This window comes from Gilvirhabdus luticola, from assembly GCF_040117515.1.
In the GTDB taxonomy this organism is placed as follows: Bacteria; Bacteroidota; Bacteroidia; order Flavobacteriales; family Flavobacteriaceae; genus Gilvirhabdus; species Gilvirhabdus luticola.
The window spans coordinates 292,875-318,498 of the sequence record NZ_JBEEEN010000001.1; the positions used below are offsets into that span (position 1 = coordinate 292,875).

Genomic DNA, 25,624 nt, shown 5'->3' on the forward strand with positions numbered 1-25,624 from the left:
GTTCAGTGAGATACATTAATTTAATTTTGTTGTTAGTATGATGCTGCCTTTTTCTTTTAGTTCAATGGAGTCGTTCCAAATAAAAGTTTCGTTTGTAATAATATTTTTTAAGGATTTTCCTTGTAAGCCTATTTCAACATAACGATTTAAATCTAAAGTAATTGGTGAATCATTTTTGTTTATTATATGCACAACAATTTCATCATTAAGTACTCTAAACAAAAAATAAGTTCTCATAAAAGGTGAAAAGTGTACTGTTTTACCTTCGTGTATTGCTTTACTGGATTTTCTGTAATTCAACACTTTTTTCATGAAGTCTTGCATACTTTTTTGTTCATCTGTCAATCCTTCACCGGTAAACGCATTGACTTTATCTCCTTTCCAACCTCCTGGAAAATCTGTTCTTATTAAACCATGGTCCCCTGGATTTTCAGTATCGTTCATTAATATTTCTGTGCCGTAATACACTTGTGCAATTCGCGGCAAACACAATATATAACCCATTGCCATTTTGGTTTTGATTATATCTTCTCCAAACTCTGTATATACTCTACTTTTATCATGATTATCCATAAAAACCATGATATCATTCGGTTTAGCATAATTGAAATCGTTAGCTAAACCTTCATACATTTTAACCAAGCCTTCGTCCCATGATTCTTCTTCGTTTAAGCCTTCTTTAATGGCTTTAATCATTGGGAAATCCATGGTAGATTTTAAATTAGACTCGTACCCGTCATTATTCTTGTTTCCAGCTTGCCAATAAGCAACCAACAATGGGTTATAACTCCATTCTTCCCCAACAATCGAGAAATCAGGATATTCATTCATTATCGCTCCTGCCCAATCTGCCATAAAATTTTTGTCTGGATATGGATATGTATCTTGTCTAATTCCACCCAATTCTAACGTTTGAATCCACCAAATACTATTTTGAATGATGTATTTAGCCATGAACGGATTACGTTGATTTAAATCTGGCATAGTTGCAACAAACCAACCATCTGTATTTCCGCTTCTGTCACTTTCTGAAGCATACATGTCTTGATTTGTAGTTCTTCTATGATTAGATCTTTTGACAGTATTGTTGTTCCAATTTTCTTTATTTTCTTCAAAGTATTTTTGATTATTCACCCAATCATTAAAAGGCAAATCTTTCATCCACCAATGTTCCAATCCGCAGTGATTAGCAACTTGATCCATGATGAGACTTATACCTTTATCTCTTAATTTAATAGCAAGGTTTTTATAATCATCCATCGTTCCAAAACGAGGATCTACTTGATAATAGTCTGTAATTGCATATCCATGATACGACCCTATGTGCATATCATTCGTTAAAACTGGCGTTGGCCAAACAGATGTAAAACCCAATTCATGTATATAATCAATGTGGTTAATTATTCCTTGAATATCACCTCCATGCCTAGCGTAACCATCTGTTCTATCAATTTTAGTTTCGTTTAAACCTTCAACTATATCATTTGACTCATCTCCATTTGCAAAACGGTCTGGCGTTATTAGAAATATAGCGTCAGAACTATTGAAACCTATGAATTCTTCAGATGGTTTTATTTTTTCTTTTAACTCATAAGTATGTCTTTTTTCTGCGCCATCTTCATATTTAAAAACAATATCAAATTTACCTGCTTTAGTGTTCTCTGAAATTGTAAAATCAATAAATAAATAGTTCGGACTATCGGCTTTATGAACTTTATCAATTGTAACTCCAGCATAAGATATATTTGGAGTTGAGTTTCCAATATTATCTTCTTTAACTAATAATTGGAGTGATTTGTCCTTCAAACCAATCCACCAATTAGGTGGTTCAACTCTGTCTAAAGAAGTATTAGATATTTTAACTTCTTGAGCTACATCCTGATCTGTATTTTCTTCTTGTTGCTTGCAAGCTACAAATAGTGTAACACATATTAGCGCTAAAACAATATTTTTCATTTTTTAAACTTTAACAAGGTTATTTGGAGTTATATTCACCTTTTTGCCGTTAACCAAGATTTGTAAATCTTCAGTTCCGTTGAGTTGAAAATATGTTTCGTTTTGATTTACAACAACTTTTAAAATTTGGTTTCTAAAGTTAATTTTAAATGAGTAACCATTCCATAAATCAGGGATTTTAGGTTCAAAAGAAAGCATATTATTTTTAATTCGCATACCACCAAATCCTTCAACAACACTCATCCACGTCCCAGCCATAGATGTAATATGCAAACCTTCATGTACTTCTTTGTTGTAATCGTCAAGGTCTAGTCTAGATGTCCTTAAATAGAATTCATAAGCTTGATCCATCCTATCTAACTTCGCAGCCTGAATACTATGAACACAAGGAGATAAAGAACTTTCATGAACTGTAAATGGCTCATAGAAATCGAAATGTCGCTCTAACTCTTCAGATGTAAAGTGATCTTCAAAAAAGTAAAACCCTTGTAGGGTGTCTGCCTGTTTTATGTATGGTGAACGCAAAATTCTGTCCCAAGACCATTTTTGATTAATTGGTCTCTGGTCTTTTGGTAAATCTTTAACGGTAATTAATTCTTTATCTAAAAATCCATCTTGCTGAAGAAAGATATTTCTTTTTGTATCAAAAGGAAAATACATGTTATCAGCAACTTTTTTCCATTGATTCAACTCGTCATTCTCTATATTGGTAATATTAGTAATTCTCTTATAATCTTCTCCATATTCATTTTCAATCTTATGGATATTATCTAATGTATAATCAATGCACCACTTTGCTATATAATTGGTGTAAAAATTATTATTTACATTATTCTCATATTCATTTGGTCCAGTCACACCTAGTATAACAAACTTATCTTTGGCTTTAGAAAATGTAGCTCTTTGATTCCAAAAGCGTGCAATACCTATAAGCACTTCTAGTCCTTTTTCAACTATATAACTGTAGTCATTTGTAAATCGATAATAATTGTAAATAGCAAATGCAATGGCTCCGTTACGATGTATTTCTTCAAATGTAATTTCCCATTCATTATGACATTCTTCTCCATTCATGGTCACCATTGGGTACAAAGCTGCTCCGTTTGTAAAACCTAATTTTTGAGCGTTTTCAATAGCTTTTTCTAAATGTTTATGACGATATTCTAATAAGCTTCTGGCAACATTTTGATCTTTAGTTGCCATATAAAATGGAATACAATACGCTTCTGTATCCCAATAGGTGCTACCTCCATATTTTTCACCAGTAAATCCTTTTGGTCCAATATTTAAGGTTGAATCTTTGCCTAAATATGTTTGATTTAAATGAAAAATGTTAAACCTAATGCCTTGTTGGGCTTTGATGTCTCCATCAATCGTTATATCTGCCATTTCCCAAATGCTTGCCCAAGCATTTTTTTGCATTTTTAACAGACCTTCAAATCCTTTTGAAGTGGCTTTTGACAATACATTCTTTGCTGCTTCTTTTAATTGATTTTTGTCATGATTCCTATCAACCACATAGCCTCCAAACTTTTGAATAGTAAACGTATCATTTTTCTTAATTGAGGCAGAATACTGAAAGGCTATTTTAGTTTCATTCTTAAAAATTTCAGGAGCCAGATTTACTGCCGTATCATTAATTAAAAACTGTGATTGCATATAGGTACATGTATGAAAATGCGTTTTCATAGTATGTGCTTCTATAAAAGCCTGGTCATCATTATGGCTAACATTTGTTGTATTCCAAAATTTGTCGTCCCAATTAGTGTCTTCATTTGTAACGCCAGAATCTAAATATGGTTCAACGCAAATGTCCGCATCAGAATTCAAAGGTTTAATTGAATACTCAATGGCTCCAATCTCATCCAACTCAAGACTTAAAAATCGTTTGGTTTGGACACTAATTTCTACATTATTCTGAAGGATTGCAGTAAATGTACGAGACAACCATCCTTCTTTCATATTGAGTTCTCTTCTGAAGTTTTCTACTTTTTTACAGGAATATAAATCCAGTTGTTCTCCATTGATAGTAATATTAATTCCAATCCAGTTTGGTGCGTTAATTACTTTTGCAAAATATTCTGGATAGCCATTTTTCCACCAACCTACTCTTGTTTTGTCAGGATAATAAACACCTGCTATATAGCTGCCTTGAAAGGTTGATCCAGAATAATGTTCTTCAAAATTAGCACGTTGCCCCATGGCTCCATTACCAATACTAAATAAGCTTTCTGAAGATTCTACTCTACCTGCATCAAATCCTTCTTCAATGATTGACCAATTATCTGGTTTAATATAATCTTGGTTCATTTTAATCTTTTTTTATCAATTCATTTATAAATTCGGTTGAGATTTGTGTAAAATCCTTGAACACATAATCTGCTTCTTTTAATATATCTTTATCTCCAATGCCAATGGTGGTCATATTCGCTGAATTGGCTGCTTGAATACCAGCAATGGCATCTTCAAAAACAATACAATCCTCTGGTTTTATATTCAGCTTTTCTTTGGCTTTTAGGAAGACTTCGGGATTAGGTTTTCCTTTTGTGACACCATTACCATCTATAATAGCTTGAAATTTATCAATGAGTTTCACTCTTTCTAATATGGCTACAGCATTTTTGCTAGCTGAACCTAAAGCAATACCTTGTTTTTCTTCTATTAAATAATTCAATATCTTCGGGACATCTGGTAAAATTTCATTTTCGTCCATTTGATTTATATAACTCAAATAGTCTTTATTTTTTTGCGTCATAAGATGGTTGAAATCTTCTTTAGAAAGATTTTTTTGTCCCCATTCCAAAATTTTCTCTAATGATTTAACCCGGCTAACGCCTTTAAGTTGTTCGTTTTGTTCTTCAGTAAAATCTATTCCAATGCTTTTAGCTAGTTTTTTCCAAGCTACAAAGTGATACTTAGCTGTATCTACAATAACACCGTCGAGGTCAAATATAAATCCTTTTTTAGTCATTTGTTTCAACTATTTATCACTTACTCTTAATGTTAATATTCCTGATAATATCATTGAAACACCTCCAATAAATAGTGCATATACTGGATGGTTATCAAATATTTTGGAAACTAAAAAACCTAATATAGAAGCCGCTACAAGTTGAGGTATCACAATAAAGAAATTAAAAACACCCATATAATATCCCATTTTAGAAGCAGGAAGAGCTCCTGACAGCATAGCATATGGTACTGATAAAATACTCGCCCATGCTATGCCAACACCAATCATAGGTAACCACTCAAGGTTTAAAGAGGTTGGATTGGAAATGAAATAAATTGACATAAGACCAATACCTCCTGCAACCAGGGCTAGAAAATGAGTAAATTTTCTGCTTGTTTTTTTAGCTAAAATTGGAAGCAGAAAAGCAACTGCTGCAGCAATGATATTATAATTTGCAAACATTTCTCCTACTTGATTAGCTCCTTGATTATAGAGATGGGAAGTTGTGTCTGACGTGCTATAAATATGCTCTGTAACTGCTGGTGTCATATAAATCCACATAGAAAATAATGCAAACCATGAAAAAAATTGTACCCAAGCTAATTGCTTCATTACTTTTGGCATGGTTTGAAAATCATTCATTATAGTAACAAAGCCATTTTGATAATTATTATTTTTTTGCATTAGTCCAGAAAGGATCATTGCCAATCCTCCAAAGCTCAACAAGCCTAATGTTAGAACATATAGATCTTTTTTCATGTCATACATATAAATAAAATATGTGGATATAAGACCAACTAATAAAACAATAACACCATTTTTTAAATGAGAGCTACCGTTAATATTATACCAGTTTTCAGATCTAACTTCTTTGACAAAATCCTTTTTTTCTGATGCTGCAAATGCTTTCATTTCATCTGGTGAATATTCTTTTGATTTAATGACAGTCCATAAAACAGCAATAAAAAAAACAGCTCCACCTATATAAAAGGAGTATTTAACAGAGTCTGGAATTATACCTTCTGGAGCTACATTAGCAACTCCAAAATACGTTAAAATATTAGGCAGTTTAGAAGCTACATATGCGCCAATGCCAATAAAAAAACTCTGCATTGCAAATCCTTTAGTTCTTTGTGAGTCTGGAAGATTATCTCCTACAAAAGCTCTAAAAGGCTCCATAGAAATATTTATGGACGCATCCATAATCCATAGCATTCCTGCTGCAAACCAAAGTACAGGTGAGTTAGGCATTACAAACAATGCCAGCGATGCTAAAATAGCGCCTACTAAAAAATATGGTCTTCGTCTACCAAGTTTTGGATGCCAAGTTCTGTCACTAAAATAACCAATAATTGGTTGAACAATTAATCCTGTTAAAGGTGCTGCGACCCATAAAATAGGTATGTCTTCAATTTCTGCTCCAAGAGTTTGAAATATCCGACTTACATTAGCATTTTGAAGGGCGAACCCCATTTGAATTCCTAGAAATCCAAAGCTCATATTCCAGATTTCCCAGAAACCAAGTTTACGCTTTTGCATAATAGTATAATTAAGTTATTATTATTTCAATAAGAACTCTTATCAAAACCTAAATGAGAAGTGAAAATATGGGTTTTGAATTATGTTTGAATGCTGTAAATATATAAAAGTTTTTAAATATCTGATACTAAATTTTTATTTTGTTGATTCCCTTTCAATTAGTTCGGTTTCAATTATTACAGTCTGATAACTGTCATCTTCGCTATCTTTTTCTAATTTATCTATTAACAAATCAGCTGCTTTTTCACCAATCTTTTGCCCATGCTGACTAATGGTCGTAAGACTTGGGGTAGCGTGTTTAGACAATACACCATCTGTGTAGCCTATAAATTGAATGTCTTCAGGTATTTTCTTTTTAAATTTCCTGGCAACTTTCATCGCTGTAATGGCATATAATTCATTGACTGCAAATACACCATCAAGCTTTTTGTTTTGTTTAAATAGCTGCTCAATTTCTTGCTCCAAAGCCTCTAAATGATCCTCTGAAACAAGCCTGTCATCTACCTTTAAAATTAAACTTGCTTTTGCTGGTATTTGATTTTCCTCTAAAGCTTGCAAATACCCTTGAGTTCTTAATTTTCCAACATTTACGTAATCTTTGGTAGTGATGATAGCTATATTTTTACATCCAGAATTTATCAATTTATTTATAGCCTTCTTTGAGCCTTGAAAATCATCAACAATAACCTTATCGCAGTTCACTTCATTAACTACTCGATCAAACATAACAATAGGCATCCCTTGATTTATAGTCTCATGAAAATGATGATAATCTTGCTGTAATAGAGTCTCTTTAGAAATTGACAATATAAAACCATCTATACTACCATTGGCCAGCATTTCCATATTAATTACCTCTTTATCAAATGACTCGTTGGATAAGCCAACAATAACATTATAACCTCTTTTATTTGCAATCAATTCAATACCTCTTATTACTTTTGAAAAGAAATGGTGAACAATTTCTGGAATCATAATTCCAATTGTTCTGGTCTTTCTGTTCTTTAAGCTCAAAGCAATATTGTTGGGCTTATAGTTATATAATTTCGCGAATGCCTGAACTTTTTCCCTCGTATCCTCACCTATTTCTTTACTGTTTCTTAAAGATTTTGAAACAGTAGAAATAGAAACATCTAACTCTTTGGCAATCTGTTTTAGCGTAACTTTTCTTTTCATCAAAATCAATTTGTGATATTAAATATACTATAATATTAGTAATATGATAATTTGTTGGTTTTTTCTGTCATATTTATTAAATTAAAAAAAGTTTTCAACACGAAAACGTTTGCGTAGCAGTAATAATAAGGCCTCGCTCAAATCTTACATAAATTTTACATAAATTTATCTTGAGAAGTGAAAATATAACAAACTTATTAAGACATTAATTTAAAAGTATTGTATGAAAACATTATTTAAAGGTTTATTGTTTTCTTTACTTTTTGCTCCAATTATTGGATTTGGGCAAACTCAAGTAAATGGAACAGTAACAGAGCAATCATCAACTTTACCACTTCCAGGTGTAAATGTCATTATTAAAGGCACTGCATCTGGTACGGCAACAGACTTTGATGGAAATTATAATATCAATGTCAATAATGGAGATGTACTTGTATTCTCTTTTATTGGCTATCAAACACAAGAAATTGCTTATAACGGGCAAGCTACACTTAATGTACAGCTTGTAGAAGATGCTTCAGTTTTAGACGAAGTTGTTGTTATAGGTTATGGTAGTGTGAGAAAAGAAGATTTAACTGGAACTGCTGACTTAATCACATCTGATGATTTTAACCAGGGCCCCGTTGTTTCTGCACAACAGCTTATCGCTGGTAAAGTAGCCGGAGTTTCTGTAACTTCTGGAAGTGGAGCACCAGGAGATGGCCAATTAGTTAGAATTAGAGGAAATGGTTCTCTTTCATTAACAAACAACCCGCTTTACGTTTTAGATGGTATTCCTTTAGACGATGGAGGAGTTGGAGGGTCAAGAAATCCCCTTAATATCTTGAACCCAAATGACATTGAAAGCATGGTTGTTCTCAAAGATGCTTCTGCAACAGCCATTTATGGCTCTAGAGCAGCCAATGGTGTTATTTTGATTACTACTAAAAAGGGTAAGGATACTGATTTTAGATTTAACATACATTCTAAAGTAAATTTTCTTTCTCCAGTAGATAAAGTAGATGTTTGGAATGCAGAACAAGTAAGAGGTTATATTCAAAATATATTGCAAGATCCTGCAGCTGTTGCTCGATTAGGAAATGCAGATACCGACTGGCAAAATGAAATATATACAGACGCCGTTGGTACCGACCATTCTTTTAGTGCTTTAGGAGCAGCTTGGGGAATACCAATGCGTGCATCATTAGGTTATACAGATCAAGATGGTACTTTAGAGACCGATAATTTTACGCGAACAACTGCCTCCTTAACATTAACCCCTTCTTTATTGGATGATCACCTAAAAATTGATTTAAATGCTAGGGGCATGTACACGGAAAATAAGTTTGCTAATAGAGATGCCATTGGGAATGCCGCAACTTTTGACCCTACTCAACCTGTAATGAATGGTGACCCATTATTTGGGGGTTATTTTGCTTGGATAGACCCTTCTACTGGTTACCAATTGAATTTGGCAAATACAAACCCAGTAGCATTGATAGATTTTGTTGATGACACGGCTGAAGTTAAACGTCTTATAGCCAATGCTAAATTTGACTATAATCTTCATTTCTTTCCAGATGTAACAGCTACTATAAATGTCGGTATTGATAAATCTGATAGTAACGGAAGAAAAATTACTTCTGACTTGATTCCAACTTCTGACCAAAATTTTTCAGGTTCTATTTCTCGATATAGTAATGAGTTAACAAATAAATTGTTTGATGCTTACATCACCTACAAGAAATCAATTAATGATATTCATAATATTACATTTGTTGCTGGACATTCTTATCAATCTTTTGAAACTAATAATAGTGATTCAACTGTAGATTATACAACAGGAGAAGAATCAGGTGGAGGTATAGATAAAAGTGAGAACGTCTTATTATCTTATTTTGGACGAGCAAATTATGATTACAAAGGCAAGTATCTTCTAACGGCCACATTAAGGGCTGATGCGTCTTCAAAATTGAATCCTAAAGATCAGTGGGGCTACTTCCCTTCTGCAGCATTAGCCTGGAATATGCATAGAGAAGATTTTATGGAGGGTTCTGTTTTTAATGAGTTAAAATTACGTATTGGTTATGGAGAGATTGGAAATGTAAATGGTTTAGGCGATTATCAATTCCTAACTCGTTATACAGGAAACCAATCAACAGCAGGTTATCAGTTTGGAACCGGATTTTATCAAACATACAGGCCAGAACCTATTAATGATGATTTACGTTGGGAAGTCGGCAAGACAATTAATTTTGGTGTAGATTATGCAATTCTTAATAATAGGATTAGTGGTTCTGTAAATGTCTATAAAAAAGAGACCCAAGATTTAATTGCCTCTGCCTTTGTGGATCCATTTACCAATTTTGGTAATAGAGTAGATGCCAATATTGGTGATATGGAAAATAGAGGGATAGAATTTACTATAAATGTCATTCCTATTCAAACTGAAGATTTCGAGTGGACTATTGGTTATAATGTTGCTTTCAATGATAATGAAGTTACTAGTCTTCCTTTTAATCAACCTACTGGTGGAATAAGTGGTGGAGTTGGTAATAATGTTCAAATCCATACAGAAGGTCAGGTACCATATAGTTATTTGGTTTACCAACAGGTTTATGATGCAAATACAGGAATGCCTATTGAAGGTGTTTATGTAGATAGAAATGGAGACGACATCATTAATGATGATGATAGGTACTTGTATAAAAGTCCTTTTGCGGATGTTTTAATGGGATTAAACACTAATGTTTCTTATAAAAATTGGGATTTTGCTTTAGTTTCAAGAGCAAGTTTAGGAAATTATAACTATAATAACGTAGACTCTGCTAATGGTTACTTGAGAAGATTAACCCAGAATAACATAATATACAACCTACCTCAAGACGTATTAAATACACGTTTTGTTGAGACTACTGAAAATAATTTGTTAAGTGATTATTATGTTCAAGAAGCCTCATTCTTTAAAATTGATAATATTACTTTAGGGTATAGCATGCCAGATATTATAAAAGATATTGATTTAAGGCTTTATGCTTCTTTACAAAATGTATTGACAATTACTGATTATGAAGGTATTGATCCTGAAATAATATCTCAACAAGCAAACAGTACTCAATTGAGTGCTGGTATAGATAATAATTTTTATCCTAGACCTAGAATATTTACTCTAGGAGTTAATATAGATTTCTAAAAAAATTGAAGTATGAAAAATAGAATTAAAAAAATCATTGTATTGATCACTATCACTTTCTTTATGGCTTCATGTCATGATGATTTAAATCTATCTCCAATAGATCCTGATAGTTTTACGCAAGAAGATGTATTTGCAAATGCTGCTGAAGCCAAAGGTGCCTTAGCTAAAGTATATGCAGGTTTTGCTCTCACAGGTCAGCAAGGACCATCTGGTCAACCAGATATTGCTGATATCGACGAAGGGTTTTCACAGTATACAAGAATGCTGTGGAACCTTAATGAATTGACTACAGATCATGGAGTTGTTGGCTGGGGAGATCCTGGTCTTCCAGATTTGCATGGCCAAATATGGTCTAGTAGCAACGATTTTACCGAGGCTATGTATTCTCGTTTAGCTCAAGTAGTGTCATTTAGTAATTCGTTTATTCAAAATGCATCAGCCATTGACGATCCAGAAATACAAACGTATTTAGCTGAAGCTCGTTTTTTAAGAGCTTTTGCATATTACAATTTGATGGATATGTACGCCAACGTACCTCTAACTTCTGAAATTTCAACTGAATTACCTGAACAGAGTAATAGATCTGAAATTTTCGCTTTTGTTGAATCAGAATTATTAGACATTCAAAACACATTGATGGATAGTGGTTCAAATGAATATGGTCGTGTGGATAAAGTTGCTGCATGGGCTTTATTATCAAGACTATATCTTAATGCTGAAGTCTGGATTGGAATGCCAAAGTATAATGAATGCGTTACATATTCTAGTAATGTTATGAATTCTACTTACTCTATAAACATGAATGATGCCAATGGAAATGGAACAGCATATGATGAACTATTTTTAGCAGATAACGATACAAATGGGGCTCAAAATGAATTTATATATACAATTAATTTTGATGGAACCAGTTCTCAAACTTGGGGAGGCACAACATTTCTAGTTCATGCAGCAATAGGTGGATCAATGAACCCAACCGAATTTGGTGTTAATGGTGGTTGGGCAGGTATTCGTACTACTAAAAATCTAGTCAATAAATTTGCAGTAGACATTGATGCATTAAATTCTGCATTAGGCACACAATCTGATTGGGGTCTTGTTGGTGATGCAACTGAAAATGGTTGGGATGGTCCAGATATGGAAATGTATCAAACTGGCACTAATCAATTTGCCCTTTATGCAGATTTAGCTAGTGGATTTGCAAAATTCAGGTTTAATGAAGATTGGGGTAATAATTATGGAGATACTGGTGCTGATGGCACTTTGGAACCTGGTGGAGATAACATTGCTGTGCCAAGCCCAGGAACTTATTATGTGACTTTAGATTTGGATGCATTAACTTATACAATTACACCTTTTGCAAGTGATTCTAGAGCAATGTTTCACAGTGATGGCCAAAATTTAGAAATTGAAAGCATCCCTGCTTTTGAAGATGGCTATGCCATTACAAAATTCAAGAATGTAGATTCTAATGGAAATCCTGGTAGTCATGCTCCAGGTGATTTTGCAGATACAGATTTAGCAATGATAAGATTACCTGAAATCTATCTTAATTATGCTGAAGCAACTTTAAGAGGTGGCGGTGGTGATATGAATCTTGCAGTAAGCAAAATTAATGAAATAAGATTAAGAGCTTATGGTAATGATTCTGGAAACATTAGTGCTGGTGACCTTACTCTGGATTTTGTTTTAGACGAAAGATCAAGAGAGCTTTATTGGGAAGGCCAAAGACGTACAGATTTAGTTCGTTATAACTATTTTACGACAGGCAGTTATTTGTGGCCTTTTAAAGGAAATGAACCAGGAGGAATTGCAGTAGGTTCTTATAGAAATGTTTTTCCTTTACCTATTAACGTATTAGCTACTAATCCTAACCTAACGCAAAACGAAGGTTATTAAAATTAGAAAAAGATGAAAAATATATTTAAAATATCAAGTTATATTCTAGGTTTTCTATTAGTGTTTACATCATGTGATGATGTCGAAATTATAGAATTAAACCCAGGTCCTAGTAATAATGCTGTTGTATCTCTATCAGCTTCCAATCTTGTTTTAATAGAAGATGATGCAGATAGTGAGGTACTTACCGTATCTTGGAGAGAGCCTGTTTTTGGTTTTGATGCTGCAGCAACGTACAAAATTATGATTGATTTTGAAGGCGGAGATTTTTCTGCTCCACAAGTTATTCCTGTAGGTTCAAATCTTTCAAAAATTTTTAAAGGAAATGAATTGAATGGTAAACTTCTTTCATTAGGATTGGTTCCATTTGAAGAATCTAATGTTGATATAAAAGTTGAAACAACTTTAAGTGCTTCTCAAAAAATGATTTCTGAACCGGTTACTTTAACCGTCACTGCTTATTCTTCTTTGCTTGATCTTTCTACTACTTGGGGTGTTGTAGGTAGTGCTACACCTGGTGGATGGGGAAATCCAGATATTTTAGACTTGCCTTTTTACACCTCAAGTGAATCTGGCGTATATGTTGCCTATGTAACCTTAAGAGATGGTCTTATTAAATTCAGAGAAAATAATGACTGGACAAACAATTATGGGGATAATGGTGCAGATGGTACTTTAGAAGCTGGAGGTGCAGATATTCCTGTTACTGCAGGCACCTATTTAGTTACATTTGATACTAATAATTTAACATATACCATTGAAGATTATTCATGGGGGCTTGTTGGTAGTGCTACACCTGGTGGCTGGGGCAATCCAGACATTCCTGATCTAATGATGCAATATAATTCCTATCAAAATAACTGGGTTGCTGTAGTTACTTTAGCAGAAGGTCTAATTAAGTTCAGGTTGAATAATGATTGGGGCTTAAATTATGGAGACGACGGTGTTGACGGAACTCTAGAACAAGGTGGCTCTGATATTGCAGTAACAGCAGGTCACTATTTAGTAACTATGGATTTAAATACACTAACCTATACGATCGAAGAGATCGATGTTTGGGGTCTTGTAGGTGATGCAACAGCTAATGGCTGGGATGGACCTAATGAAAAATTTGTTCCAGACTTCGGTATTAATGAAGGCTATTATTATATTAATGGTGCAGTATTAACCAATGGTTTTATTAAAGTTCGTCAAAACGATGCTTGGGCAGTAAATTATGGTGATGATGGAAATGATGGTACTTTAGAAGCCGGAGGTGCAGATATACCAGTTACAGCAGGAACTTACAATATTGTTCTAAACTTTAGTGTAGATCCGCCTACAATAGCAATGTACCCTTGGTAATAATATAAATTTATTTGATTAATAAGTGTTGATAAAGCCTGTATATAGAATAATTTATTTATACAGGCTTTTTAATTAAAATTTAAAGTCTATGAAAAAAACAGTACTCACTTTTTTATTGTTTATACCTTTTGTATTATCAGCTCAAGTAACTACAAATCCAAGTCCTATAGAGGTAGATCAACCTGTAACGATAACTGTCGATATTACAGCTGCTACATGCAACTCTATAAGTAGTCCAGGTTCTGTATATATGCATGCTGGAATTGGTCCTGATAGTAACCCATGGAACAAAGTTCAAGGAAATTGGGGCATGGATGATGGTGTTGGCGAAATGACCGATAATGGCGATGACACCTGGAGTATAACAATTACACCCAATTCATATTTTGGCTTGACCGCTGGGGAAGAAGCAAGTGCTACAAAAATGGGTATGGTATTCAGAAATGAAGATGGCTCTCAAGAACTAAAACATGATAATGGTGGTTGTAAAGACTTCTTCTTTAATGTTGGCGCCTTTCAAGTTTCTATGATTAATCCAACCGATGGCAGTATTATTGTAAGTTCTGGTGGTAATACATCAGTTTTAGCCACTAATACCAATGGTGCTGCAGATTATGAACTATTTGCAAATGGCGTAAGTATTAATACGAGATTAAATTACGACGTTACTATGGGTGGACCTTACCAATACTTTTTTTCTGGTATAACTGAAAATCAACATTGTGATTTAGTTGTAACTCAAGGTGGTAAAAGTATTACAAAATCTTTTGTCATACTGGTTAATTCTGCACCAGCTCAAAACATGGCAGGAGGATTAGTAGATGGTATTAACTATGATAGCGGAGATAATACTAAAGCAACTTTAGTATTGAACGCACCTTTGAAAGATTTTGTCTATTTGGCCGGTAGCTTTCCTGGTAATGACTGGGAACCTAAACCCATGCATGCCATGAAAAAAGACGCCTCTGGTAAGTTTTGGTTCGAACTTACGGGTTTAACACCAGGTACCTATTACACCTATCAATATTGGGTTGGCGCACTCTCTCCAGTTGCCGATTCTCCGAAGCTTGTAAAAACAGCAGATCCATTTTCAACTTTAGTATTATCTCCTTTTGATGATCCAGGAAATCCTAATTTAGACCCCGGCTTACCTTCTTATCCTACAGGGCAAGAACGTGAAGTAACTGTGTTACAAACTGGGCAAACACCTTATTCTTGGACTAGTTTTACAAAACCAAAAAAAGAAGACCTTATAATTTATGAAGTATTAGTACGTGATTTTGATGCCAATAGAAATTTTCAAGATTTAATTGACCGTATAGACTACTTTAAAGATTTAAATATCAATGCTATACAACTTATGCCCGTTATGGAATTTGAAGGCAATGAAAGTTGGGGTTATAATACCGCATTCCATATGGCTTTAGATAAATTCTATGGAACTGAAGATAAGTTTAAAGAGCTAATTGACCTATACCACCAAAATGGCATTGCGGTAATTTTAGATCTGGCTCTCAACCATGTGTTTGGAAGAAGCCCTATGGTACGCATGTGGATGAACGATCCCGATGGTGACGGTTGGGGCACGGATGGTGATGATGAAACTGGTGATTCGAGTATGAGTACAGAAAATCCCTATTTGAATCAATATGAAACTCATGCATATAGTGTGGGTAATGATTTTGACCATTCAAGTACCTTGACACAATATTACACTCAACGGGTCATTAAGCATTGGATTGAAGAATTTAATATAGATGGCTTTCGTTGGGATTTAACAAAAGGATTTACTCAAAACTGTTCTCCAAGTAATGAATTTTGCACAAACTCTTTCCAGCAAGATCGCGTGGATATATTAAAAGCTTATGCAGACTATTCTTGGAGTCTTGATCCTGATCATTATGTAATCTTTGAGCATCTTGGCACTCCTGATGGATCTGATGATGAAGAAACCGAATGGGCAGACTATAGAATTGGAGAAGGAAAAGGCATCATGTTATGGGGAAAACAAACCGCCGAATATAATGAATTATCAATGGGTTATAATGCAACCATTTATTTTATGGGACATGATTCTAGAGGGTTTAGTGAGCCTAGGCTTGTAGGTTACGCAGAGAGTCATGATGAAGAACGTTTAATGTACAAAAATCTTCAGTTCGGAAATAGTAGTGGTAGCTATGATGTTACTGATCTTAATACTGCACTGTCAAGAATGCCAGCAATAGGAGCAGTTTCATTGACTATTCCAGGACCTAAAATGATTTGGCATTTTGGTGAATTAGGTATGGACAATTCTATTTTTATGTGTAGTGATGGAGTAACCATAAATACCGATTATGATGGTAATGATGATGGTGATTGTAAACTAACTACAAAGCCACAACCGCAATGGGATGAAATGTGGTTAAACGATCCTAACCGAAGACAAGTTTATGACGATTGGAGTCGACTGATTTCATTGAAGATCAATGAACCTGTATTTGAAGGTAGTTATTCTATAGACTCGCCAGTAAGCCCAAGCAATTTAATTCCAAAAATATATATTTGGGATAATGCATTACCCAATTTAAAAAATGTTGTCATTCTTGCTAATTTTGATGTAACCTCTCAAAATGTGGTTCCTAATTTTCCATACACAGGAACTTGGTATGATTTAATGGATGAAACTGGAACGACGTCTATAACTGTTAATAGCACCACAGATCCAATAAGCATCCCTGCTGGTGAATTTAGAATTTATGGTAATCAAGCCTCTACATTAAGCGCTAATGATATTTTATTAGAAGATTTTACACTTTATCCTAATCCAACCAAAACTTCTTTTCAGATTACAAAACCTGTAGAAAATGTATCGGTTTATGATATCACAGGAAAATTGATAAAAACTTATAATGGTGGCTTTCCTGCAAGATATGAATTTGGAGTATCAGAAATGGCTGATGGTATGTATTTGATAAAAATTGAATCTTTAGAAGGTTCTGTTACTAAACGGTTAATAATAAACTAAACAAGATCATAGTAAAAAATATTTATAAGCCTATTCCTTAACAGAGTAGGCTTTTTTTGTTGTCTTAAAAAAAATAAAATAAACTGATAAAATTGCTTTCTCGTCGAATTAATCTTTACATTTCGCTTGTTTTATTTAAAAAATTATATTTTAACTTATAATTACCTATTTAGCTCAAAACTTATTTATGATGAAAAGAAGCCTCATCTTATTTATTGCTGTATTTTTTTTCTCATTCTATACTATCTCTTCACAAACATGGACAGAAAAAAGTGAAGATGAAACATATACTGCAAGACATGAATTTGGATTTGTTCAGGCAGGAGATAAATTTATCTTGTTTGGCGGACGAGAATCTTCACAAACATTAGATGTTTACGATTATACTACCAATACTTGGTCTAATGGAGGTATGGCACCAATTGAGTTTAATCATTTTCAAGCTATAACTTATGAAGGTCTGGTTTGGGTCATTGGAGCTTTTAAAGACAACGACTTCCCTATTGAAGAACCTGTAGATCATATTTACATGTACAATCCAGCAAGTGAACAATGGATTCAAGGCATGGAAATTCCTGCATCAAGAAAACGTGGAAGTGCAGGATTAGTAATTTATAATAATAAATTTTATCTCGTCGGCGGAAACACGATGGGTCATGATGGCGGTTATGTATCTTACCTTGACGAATTTGATCCAGCAACAGGAATTTGGACACAATTAACAAATGCTCCGCGTGCAAGAGATCACTTTCACGCAGTTACATTTAATAACAAACTCTATGCCATTGGTGGCAGGTTAACAGGTGGTACAGGAGGTGTTTTCGAGCCACTGGTTCCTGAAGTAGATGTTTATGATTTTACTACCGAAATGTGGTCAACTTTAGATGCAAGCAAAAACATTCCAACAACTAGGGCTGGACTGGCTGTCGTAGTTTTTGATGATGAAATATATGCCATTGGTGGCGAGGCTCCAGGATTTCTTCGTGATCAAGTTGAAGCCTATGATCCTGTACTTAATTCATGGTCTACAAAAAATAGTTTAAATTATCCAAGACATGGAATTCAGGCCATTGTTTCAGGAGACGGAATACATGTAACCTGTGGAAACTTAAGCGGATCTCCTATTAAAGAATATGAATATTATGGAACGGATAATCCACAAGGTAGCCCAAACGTTAATAGTACGTTTGAAGCAGATGAAACTACCAAATCATTTACTTATACAGAATTAGAAGGAAGCGTTCCAGTCCAAATAAATGTATCAAATTCATTAGGAACTACTGGAACCTATATAGATACTATGGAATTAACTGGTTCTGCAGATTATACTTTGGATGAATCCTATGATAACAGATTGGTTGGAGTAAACGGAAATTTAATTGTTGAAGTTACTTTAAACGATACCACCAAACCAACCAACAATGCAACTTTAGTCATTACATACAATAATAGTTCTACAATAAACGTATCATTAGAAGGATCACTGGATACCGGACTATCTACAGAAACTCAAAGTTTAAACCGCATTAAGCTTTATCCAAACCCAGTTAAAGATTTATTTTCAGTTAATAAAGATATTTCTGGTTTAGCTATTTATGACATCACCGGAAAATTGATAACAAAGTTCAATGGCCATTATAACAAAAACCATTTATTTGATGTTTCGAGGTTTCCCAAAGGGCTATATTTTACAAAAATTGAAGATGAGAATGGTATGATTTTAACCTCAAAATTAGTGAAGCTTTAATCGTATATACATTTCGTATTATCCGCTTTTACGTAATACGATTTATAATTTCTGGCCTTTTTATCCATACAACCACATAAATCAAGAAGTTCTACATTTTTAAAATCTACGGGATGGCTTTCTGCCTGTAGCGCAATATATCCTTGATTGAGTGGCTGACCATCTTTTGCCAACCATTCTTCTTTATTATCTACACCATTGTTTTTCCATTCTTCATCAGCACCTTTGGTCAATAAGCCACCGCCAATCATAGGGTTTAAATACGTAAAAACCGTATCACTTTCTATAATATGAATTATTTTCTCATCTCCCAATACTATAGCTTCTGCATGAACCCATTGATCACCATGATAGGTTTTAGAACTACTTGTAATACAGTGATTATAATTGATTGAATCATCCATTCTTACAATTGTACCTGGTGTACAAAGATTTCCTGTTGCTCTTTCATCTTTACCGCTTCCTCCTAAAAACTGCATTTCAATAGAAACTGGAAAATTTTGATTTAAACTATTTGAAGCAGCAGATTGCGAATGCAACATAATACCACTATTTCTAAATGCCCATGAAGGTCCTCCTGGTACTTGTTCTCCAGTAAAACGATAATCTAATTTTACTTTGTAGTAAGAAAATGGTTTTTTGTAATAAATATGCCCGAATTGATTGGTAAATGTATCGTAATCTTTATAAATTACTCTTAATATGCCATCTTCTACTATAAAGGTGTTCTTATAGTTATCATCTACTTTATGACCAGCAATTTTAATTTCCCAATTACCTAAATCTTTACCATTGAATAATGAAATCCATTCTTCTTTATCAACATCAATTGATATGTTTTCTTTTGAATTTTTACAGCTAATAAATCCAAATAATACTGTTAAAATTAATAATGTTGTTCTCATGTATAGTTTATTATTCTAATCTTACACTTATAAACCCAATACCATGTTGCTTTTCTAATTCGTTCTCTGGAATTTCAGGTCCTATAGAAAATTGGATGCTTTCAACTCTTTTTATATCAAAATTTGGAATAATGCTATGCTCTAAATAATAAGGCAGAAAACTTGGATATGGTCTTGGCAAAGTAATAGTTTTTACTTGTTCAAATTCTGATAATTGCAATCTGTAATCATTAATTTCCGTGCCAATTTCTATTACACTTCCATAAGAAGCGCCATCATCAAGAACCAATGCTATTTGTAATTTGCAGGGTTTTTCATTTAAAGACCTACCATGAAAAACAATCTCTTGTTTAGTAGATAAATCTGAACGTCTCCCCTTAATTTTATCAATTATAAAATGCTTAAATGAATAGTCATAAATAGGCTTTGTATTCAAGTTTTCGTTATCTGCAACAAACAACTTTTCAATATTCATTCGATATTCAGCTTCACCTCTGTTTTTTGTAGGCTCTAATCTAAATTCAGGTCGCCATTGTCTTACCAATAAATCAGAGTCTTCGGCTGCATTAAATAAGTAAATTGGATTATCTTTTGAAACTATGGCCACTTTATATGGCTGTCTATCGTAAAAATCCCAATCATATAAATTCCCTGCTTTTTCAGATGGATACGTAATTTGTGAATTATCTTCATTTTTTACAATAATGTTATAATTTAAAAATCCAACAGGAAGTTTTTCGGAAGGAATCGTTGCAGAAAATTGATAATTTCCTATAGACTCCATTTTATAACTAAAATAATTATTGAAACCTGAATTGCCAACAAGCATTATGTCTTTTGGTGATTCAGGGGCAATATATTGAACCAATATTTCTAATGTTGTATTTTCAGTAATTTCTTCAGTTGGATCATGTTTAAACCAAGGTTTATTAACTGTAGTTTTAGGTGCATAAAAATCGTTTAGCTTATTCGTTTTAAAAGCATCATCTTTTTTCCATTTTTTTGAACTACCCTTTTTACTAATCATATAAGTTCCTGGCCTTATTGAAAAGGTATTGTCGTGAACTTTTGGTGTAAATGTATTACCATCATTAATTGCCTCAATATTGAAATCAGCACCTAAACTATTCAGATTTACTGACATCTTATGGGTTTCCCATTTTATAACAGCAACTGTTTTATTCGGACTATTCCTTCCAAAGGGATTATCTACCCATACAGCATCTGGCATGACCTCTAATCGCCAAATACCATTATTTATTTTATCTAAAAAGTAGGCACCTGTACCATCATATTTTACAACAGATGAATTTCCAAAACCTGCTATCTCCTTTAAAGTTTTTTCGTTATTAGGAATTGAATTTGTTGAATTTGTATAGAAGAATTTTGTATCAGAATTATATTCAGCCAAATCACATTTATAATCAACTTTAAAATTCTCAAAGCTCATATTTTCAGGATAAACGCCAAACTCTTTATACATAGATACTTCATGAAAAACTTCAGAACTTATCTTTAAAGCCAATGCTTTTGAAGGTGTATAACTCAAATTCATGTAATGCGTATTATATTCAGTATTATGTGGTGCTAAATAGGTAGGGTCATACGCAAAATGTGTCCCAATTTGTATGCCAGCAGTTCTAAAACTTCTTGCCATTGCTGGATAAATATATGAGCGACCAACATCTGCAGCATCAAATTCATATACCAATTTTGCACCTTTATTAATTTTAAACACGCTATCAAAGGGCATATTATAGTCGTTTACATTGGGCAGCAAATTTCCAGATAATTCTTTACCATAACCTAATCCAGTTGGGTACCATTGGAATGTACCTCCTTGAACATTCCCTTTATAATAGGCATCCATAAAATGTACAGCATGACTCATATTGTAAAAAATAGGTTTTTTAGTACCTGTTTTACGCATGGCATTAGTCATACCTTTAACAAATTCAGTTACTTCTTCGGTTTCACCTCTATGGTGAGGCTCATTACTAACTTCGAAAGCAATTAAATTTGGCTCGTCTTTATATGCAATTCCAGTATATGGATTAACATGATTTAAGAATTGTTCTAAATAATTGTACTGTGCTTTAATACATTCTGGATTTTCCAAACAATTTGCTTTTCCGTATTTAGCAGAAAATCCAGGTGTATCCTCATTTGGTTCTGGCCAGCCATTACCCCAAAATGCAATAGGTGTTATCACATAATTGATATTGTTATCCTTTAGTTTTTTTAGTAAATAATCGAAGGTCTTTAAGTGTTCGTTCTCTATTAAATTACCTAGTGTATCACTGATTTCTGTATCCCAAACGTGTAAACGATACAAATCGAACCCCAATCTAGTAAAGTGATACACATCATTATCAATAGCTTCTTTGGGGTCAATTCCCATTTGTTTCGCTTGTCTGTAAGCATGAGCAAAAGGCACAGAATAATTTACGCCAAAGCCTTTAACTTCTTTTTTTGTTTCAGACCAACGCATGACGCCATTATCATCAACATATACATTTTTACCATTTGGTGATCTTTGAGCAAAAGAATTCGCAAATAGTAAGCAACAAAAAATCAGAATCCCTTTAGAAAAAAAGTTGGTTTTCATAATTAGAAATATTTAGTTTGATATAGATTATTTGCCAAATTTTTAAGCATTTCAGCAGTAGTTTCAGGTGTAATGTCCCGTTGAGGCGTGGCAAATAACTCGTAACCAACCATAAATTTCTTAATAGTTGCACTTCGTAATAATGGCGGATAGAAACTCATATGCCAATGCCAATGTTCATTATTTTCTCCATTTGAAGGTGCTTGATGAATTCCGCTAGAGTATGGGAAAGAACAATTAAATAATTTATCATATATTTTTGTTAAAACAGAAATAGCCTCGGCAAAGAGTAGCGTATCTTCACTTGTTAATTCAGTGATATTTTTTTGACGTGATTTCGGAATTATCATAGCTTCAAATGGCCAAACCGCCCAAAACGGTGTCAAGACAACAAATGCTCTATTTTCAAAAATGATCCGTTCATTGAGCTTCAATTCTTGTTTTAAATAATCTTCCAGAAGAGTTATATTATTCTCTTTAAAATATTTTAATTGCTGTTTGTCCTTTTTAAAAACTTCATTCGGCAATGTAGAATTACTCCAAATTTGTCCATGAGGATGTGGATTGCTACAACCCATTATGGTTCCCTTGTTTTCAAAAATTTGAACATAATTAATATTAGGCAACTTACTCAATGATATAAACTCACCTTGCCATGCATGAATTACTTTTTGAATACTTTTAACAGTCATTTGAGCCAAACTTTTAGAGTGATCTGAACTAAAGCATATTACTTTACAAAATCCTTGTTCGCTTTCAGCCTTGAGCAAACCATATTGAAAACTAAACGTTTCACTATCATCCTGTAGCGCAGAAAAATCATTAACAAACACAAACACATCTTCATAATTTGGATTAACATCTCCATTGGCTCGAATGTTTCCAGCACATAAATAGCAGGTCTTATCATATTTAGGTCTTTTTTCGACAGTAGTTTCCTCTTCCTGCCCTTGCCATGGGCGTTTTGATCGATGTGGAGAAACCAAAACCCATTCACCTATTAATGGATTATAACGTTTATGCGAATAGTTTTTTAAATCTGAATTCATTTTATCCCTAATAATTTTGATTTAGAAGACGCGTGCCTTCCGAAAGATTTATAAAATATATTGAACATTCCAATTTGAATGTGTCTTTATAAATGCTTGAAATAGACTGAACAAACTCGTCCACATATCCTTTTTCTACAATATTTATTGTACAACCGCCAAAACCTCCACCCATCATTCTAGCTCCAATTACATGAGGACTTTCTATTGCTTTTTCAACTAAAAAATCTAATTCTTTACAACTAATCTTAAACTGATGTTGAGCTCCATAATGAGCTTCAAAAAGTAGTTCTCCTAACCCAATTAGATTATTCTCCATCAACATTTGTCCAGCTTTTAGCACACGCTTATTTTCTTGGATTATGTATAATGCTTTTTGATAATCGTCTTCAGAAATCTCTGATTTTATAGATTCCAAATTTTCTTCTGTAGCATCTCGAAGTGCAGAAACATTTAACAGTTTTGCTACTTTTTCACAAACATTTCTCCTGTCATTATATTCTGCATCTACTAAACTGTGACTTACATTGGTGTTAATTAAAACCAATTGGTAGTCTTTAAAATCTACTTTATAAGGTTTAGCTCCGTGTGTTCTACAATCTAGAAGTAAAGCGTGATCTGGCACACCAAACATACTTGCGTACTGATCCATGATACCACATTTTACGCCTACATAATTATGTTCGGCTTGCTGTGATATTAGAATCATTTCAGACTTAGAAAGATTTAAACTGAAGATTTCATTCAACCCAAAAACAATACTGTTTTCTAGTGCAGCAGAAGAAGACAATCCTGCTCCACTAGGGATATCGCCTCCAAATACCAAATTAAAAGGTTTAACTTTTAATCCTTTTTTCTGAATTTCGGCAACAACGCCTATTATATAATTTCTCCAATTCCCATTTTTAATTGATTGAATGTTTTCAATAGGAAACTGATATAATTCATCATTATCAAAAGCATAAACTGTACATAAATCATTATCACTTTTAGCAATAGCAGCAACGATACTTTTATCGATTGCTGCGGGAAATACAAAACCCTCATTATAATCGGTATGCTCTCCAATAATGTTTATTCTACCTGGTGAATTTATAAGCAAAGGTTCATTTTTAAATCTTTGCTGAAAACATGAATTAATTCTATTAACCAAACTACTATTCATAACTGTTTGTAATCCTAAAGTAACATTAGAGTGAATTTCTAATTATTAAAGCATTAGGGTTTTCAATTTTTAACTGTTCGTTATTCAAAACCATTTGTGCAAGTCTTTTTCCCATAGCTTTAAAATCTGTAGAAATAGTAGTGATTCCATTTTCAACTATTTCTTTTAAAAGAGTGTCGTTATAAGAAATTATACCAATATCTACACCCACTTTAAGACGTTGCTCTTTTATTTTTTTAATCAAAACAATTAAATTCTGATCATCTAAAATCAAATAGACTTCACCTTTTTTTAACTCTCTATCATTTAAAGTATTAATAACTTCATGCTGAAAATTGGTGCTTTTCCTAAACTTCTGAAATCCAATAAGCATACCTTGCGGCTGTTTTTTTTCAGGAAATAAAAGAACTATTTTATTGTATTTGTTTAAGAGCACTAAAGATTGCCTCAAACTGTAATAAATATCATCTTCGAAATTCTGATAAATAGCAGGATATTTCGATAGTTCTTCGTTAGTTTGATCAAGAATATACACTTTATCTTCAGGCAATTTTTCAATTACTATATCTGTATTTCTTAAATTGGCTGGCATGATAATGTAATAACTATAGTTACCTATACTATCGTAAATCAATTTTCTAAACATATCACTACTGAAATGATGAAAGAAAATATCTACTTGAATATTGTCCCCAAGATTATTTAAAAACGAATTGTACAGATCTTCTTTAAAAGCATTTAGCTCATCAAATAGGAGAAATATTTTTTGCGTAACATCTATATTTTCGCTTTTTACGTAGTACCCTTTACCAGAAATAGATTCAACTATACCTCTGGTCTTTAATTCATTGAAGGCAGTTAAAACAGTATCTCTTGAAAGCGAGTACTTATTTTTTATACTATTGATTGAAGGCAACTTATCACCTTTTTTTAGCAAACCACTGGTTAAACCATCTTCTATAGAAGAAACAATTTGCTTGTATTTAGGAACACCAACGTTCTCTTCAACTAAAATTAAACTCATGCTACAAATATAAAAAAAACTGGTAGGTACTGGTAGGTTTTTTTAAAATATTATTACTACTTTAGCAAATAAAT

At 33.2% G+C, this 25,624-nt stretch carries 15 protein-coding genes; 5 read left to right on the forward strand and 10 right to left on the reverse strand.

What is annotated here, in order from left to right:
* Positions 1 to 15 precede the first annotated feature (15 nt).
* The 5 genes from AAFP94_RS01400 to AAFP94_RS01420 form a co-directional block, all read right to left on the reverse strand.
* The gene (locus tag AAFP94_RS01400; RefSeq protein ID WP_316660986.1) at positions 16 to 1,956 is read right to left on the reverse strand and encodes a glycoside hydrolase family 13 protein; all 1,941 of its coding nucleotides are present in this window, start codon (positions 1,954 to 1,956) and stop codon (positions 16 to 18) included.
* Between the two features lie 3 nt (positions 1,957 to 1,959).
* A complete protein-coding gene (locus AAFP94_RS01405; protein WP_316660985.1) occupies positions 1,960 to 4,266 on the reverse strand; it encodes a glycoside hydrolase family 65 protein in 2,307 nt (768 codons plus the stop codon).
* 1 nt (position 4,267) lies between these two features.
* Entirely contained in the window at positions 4,268 to 4,927 is a 660-nt protein-coding gene (gene pgmB, locus AAFP94_RS01410) for a beta-phosphoglucomutase (protein WP_316660984.1), read from the reverse strand.
* A 9-nt stretch (positions 4,928 to 4,936) separates the two neighbouring features.
* A complete protein-coding gene (locus tag AAFP94_RS01415) occupies positions 4,937 to 6,448 on the reverse strand; it encodes an MFS transporter (RefSeq protein ID WP_316660983.1) in 1,512 nt (503 codons plus the stop codon).
* 135 nt (positions 6,449 to 6,583) lie between these two features.
* On the reverse strand, positions 6,584 to 7,624 hold the full coding sequence (locus AAFP94_RS01420) for a LacI family DNA-binding transcriptional regulator (RefSeq protein WP_316660982.1): 1,041 nt from the start codon (positions 7,622 to 7,624) through the stop codon (positions 6,584 to 6,586).
* Between the two features lie 223 nt (positions 7,625 to 7,847).
* On the opposite strand from AAFP94_RS01420, the gene AAFP94_RS01425 reads away from it, so the two are divergent.
* The 5 genes from AAFP94_RS01425 (at position 7,848) to AAFP94_RS01445 (ending at position 18,799) form a co-directional block, all read left to right on the forward strand.
* Positions 7,848 to 10,796, forward strand: a complete 2,949-nt coding sequence (locus AAFP94_RS01425) for a SusC/RagA family TonB-linked outer membrane protein (protein WP_316660981.1) — start codon at positions 7,848 to 7,850, stop codon at positions 10,794 to 10,796.
* A 12-nt stretch (positions 10,797 to 10,808) separates the two neighbouring features.
* The gene (locus AAFP94_RS01430) at positions 10,809 to 12,698 is read left to right on the forward strand and encodes a RagB/SusD family nutrient uptake outer membrane protein (RefSeq protein WP_316660980.1); all 1,890 of its coding nucleotides are present in this window, start codon (positions 10,809 to 10,811) and stop codon (positions 12,696 to 12,698) included.
* 12 nt (positions 12,699 to 12,710) lie between these two features.
* Complete coding sequence (locus AAFP94_RS01435; protein WP_316660979.1) at positions 12,711 to 14,042, forward strand: SusE domain-containing protein; 1,332 nt, start codon at positions 12,711 to 12,713, stop codon at positions 14,040 to 14,042.
* Positions 14,043 to 14,133: 91 nt separating this feature from the next.
* Positions 14,134 to 17,052 (forward strand): alpha-amylase family glycosyl hydrolase, encoded by a 2,919-nt coding sequence (locus tag AAFP94_RS01440; protein WP_316660978.1) that lies wholly within the window; start codon positions 14,134 to 14,136, stop codon positions 17,050 to 17,052.
* A gap of 190 nt (positions 17,053 to 17,242) precedes the next feature.
* Positions 17,243 to 18,799: a Kelch repeat-containing protein gene (locus AAFP94_RS01445; RefSeq protein ID WP_316660977.1), complete on the forward strand. Its 1,557-nt coding sequence runs from the start codon at positions 17,243 to 17,245 to the stop codon at positions 18,797 to 18,799.
* Here AAFP94_RS01445 and AAFP94_RS01450 read toward each other — a convergent pair.
* From AAFP94_RS01450 to AAFP94_RS01470, 5 genes are read right to left on the reverse strand one after another with little or no spacing between them, the layout of a single operon-like run.
* Positions 18,796 to 19,704: a 3-keto-disaccharide hydrolase gene (locus AAFP94_RS01450; RefSeq protein WP_316660976.1), complete on the reverse strand. Its 909-nt coding sequence runs from the start codon at positions 19,702 to 19,704 to the stop codon at positions 18,796 to 18,798. The two genes, AAFP94_RS01445 and AAFP94_RS01450, sit on opposite strands and share 4 nt — an antisense overlap.
* Positions 19,705 to 19,714: 10 nt before the next feature.
* The gene (locus tag AAFP94_RS01455; protein WP_316660975.1) at positions 19,715 to 22,312 is read right to left on the reverse strand and encodes a glycoside hydrolase 5 family protein; all 2,598 of its coding nucleotides are present in this window, start codon (positions 22,310 to 22,312) and stop codon (positions 19,715 to 19,717) included.
* A gap of 2 nt (positions 22,313 to 22,314) precedes the next feature.
* Entirely contained in the window at positions 22,315 to 23,361 is a 1,047-nt protein-coding gene (locus AAFP94_RS01460) for a UDP-glucose--hexose-1-phosphate uridylyltransferase (RefSeq protein WP_316660974.1), read from the reverse strand.
* Between the two features lie 7 nt (positions 23,362 to 23,368).
* The gene (galK, locus tag AAFP94_RS01465) at positions 23,369 to 24,526 is read right to left on the reverse strand and encodes a galactokinase (protein ID WP_316660973.1); all 1,158 of its coding nucleotides are present in this window, start codon (positions 24,524 to 24,526) and stop codon (positions 23,369 to 23,371) included.
* Between the two features lie 25 nt (positions 24,527 to 24,551).
* Positions 24,552 to 25,550: a winged helix-turn-helix domain-containing protein gene (locus tag AAFP94_RS01470; RefSeq protein ID WP_316660972.1), complete on the reverse strand. Its 999-nt coding sequence runs from the start codon at positions 25,548 to 25,550 to the stop codon at positions 24,552 to 24,554.
* Between the last annotated feature and the right edge of the window lie 74 nt (positions 25,551 to 25,624).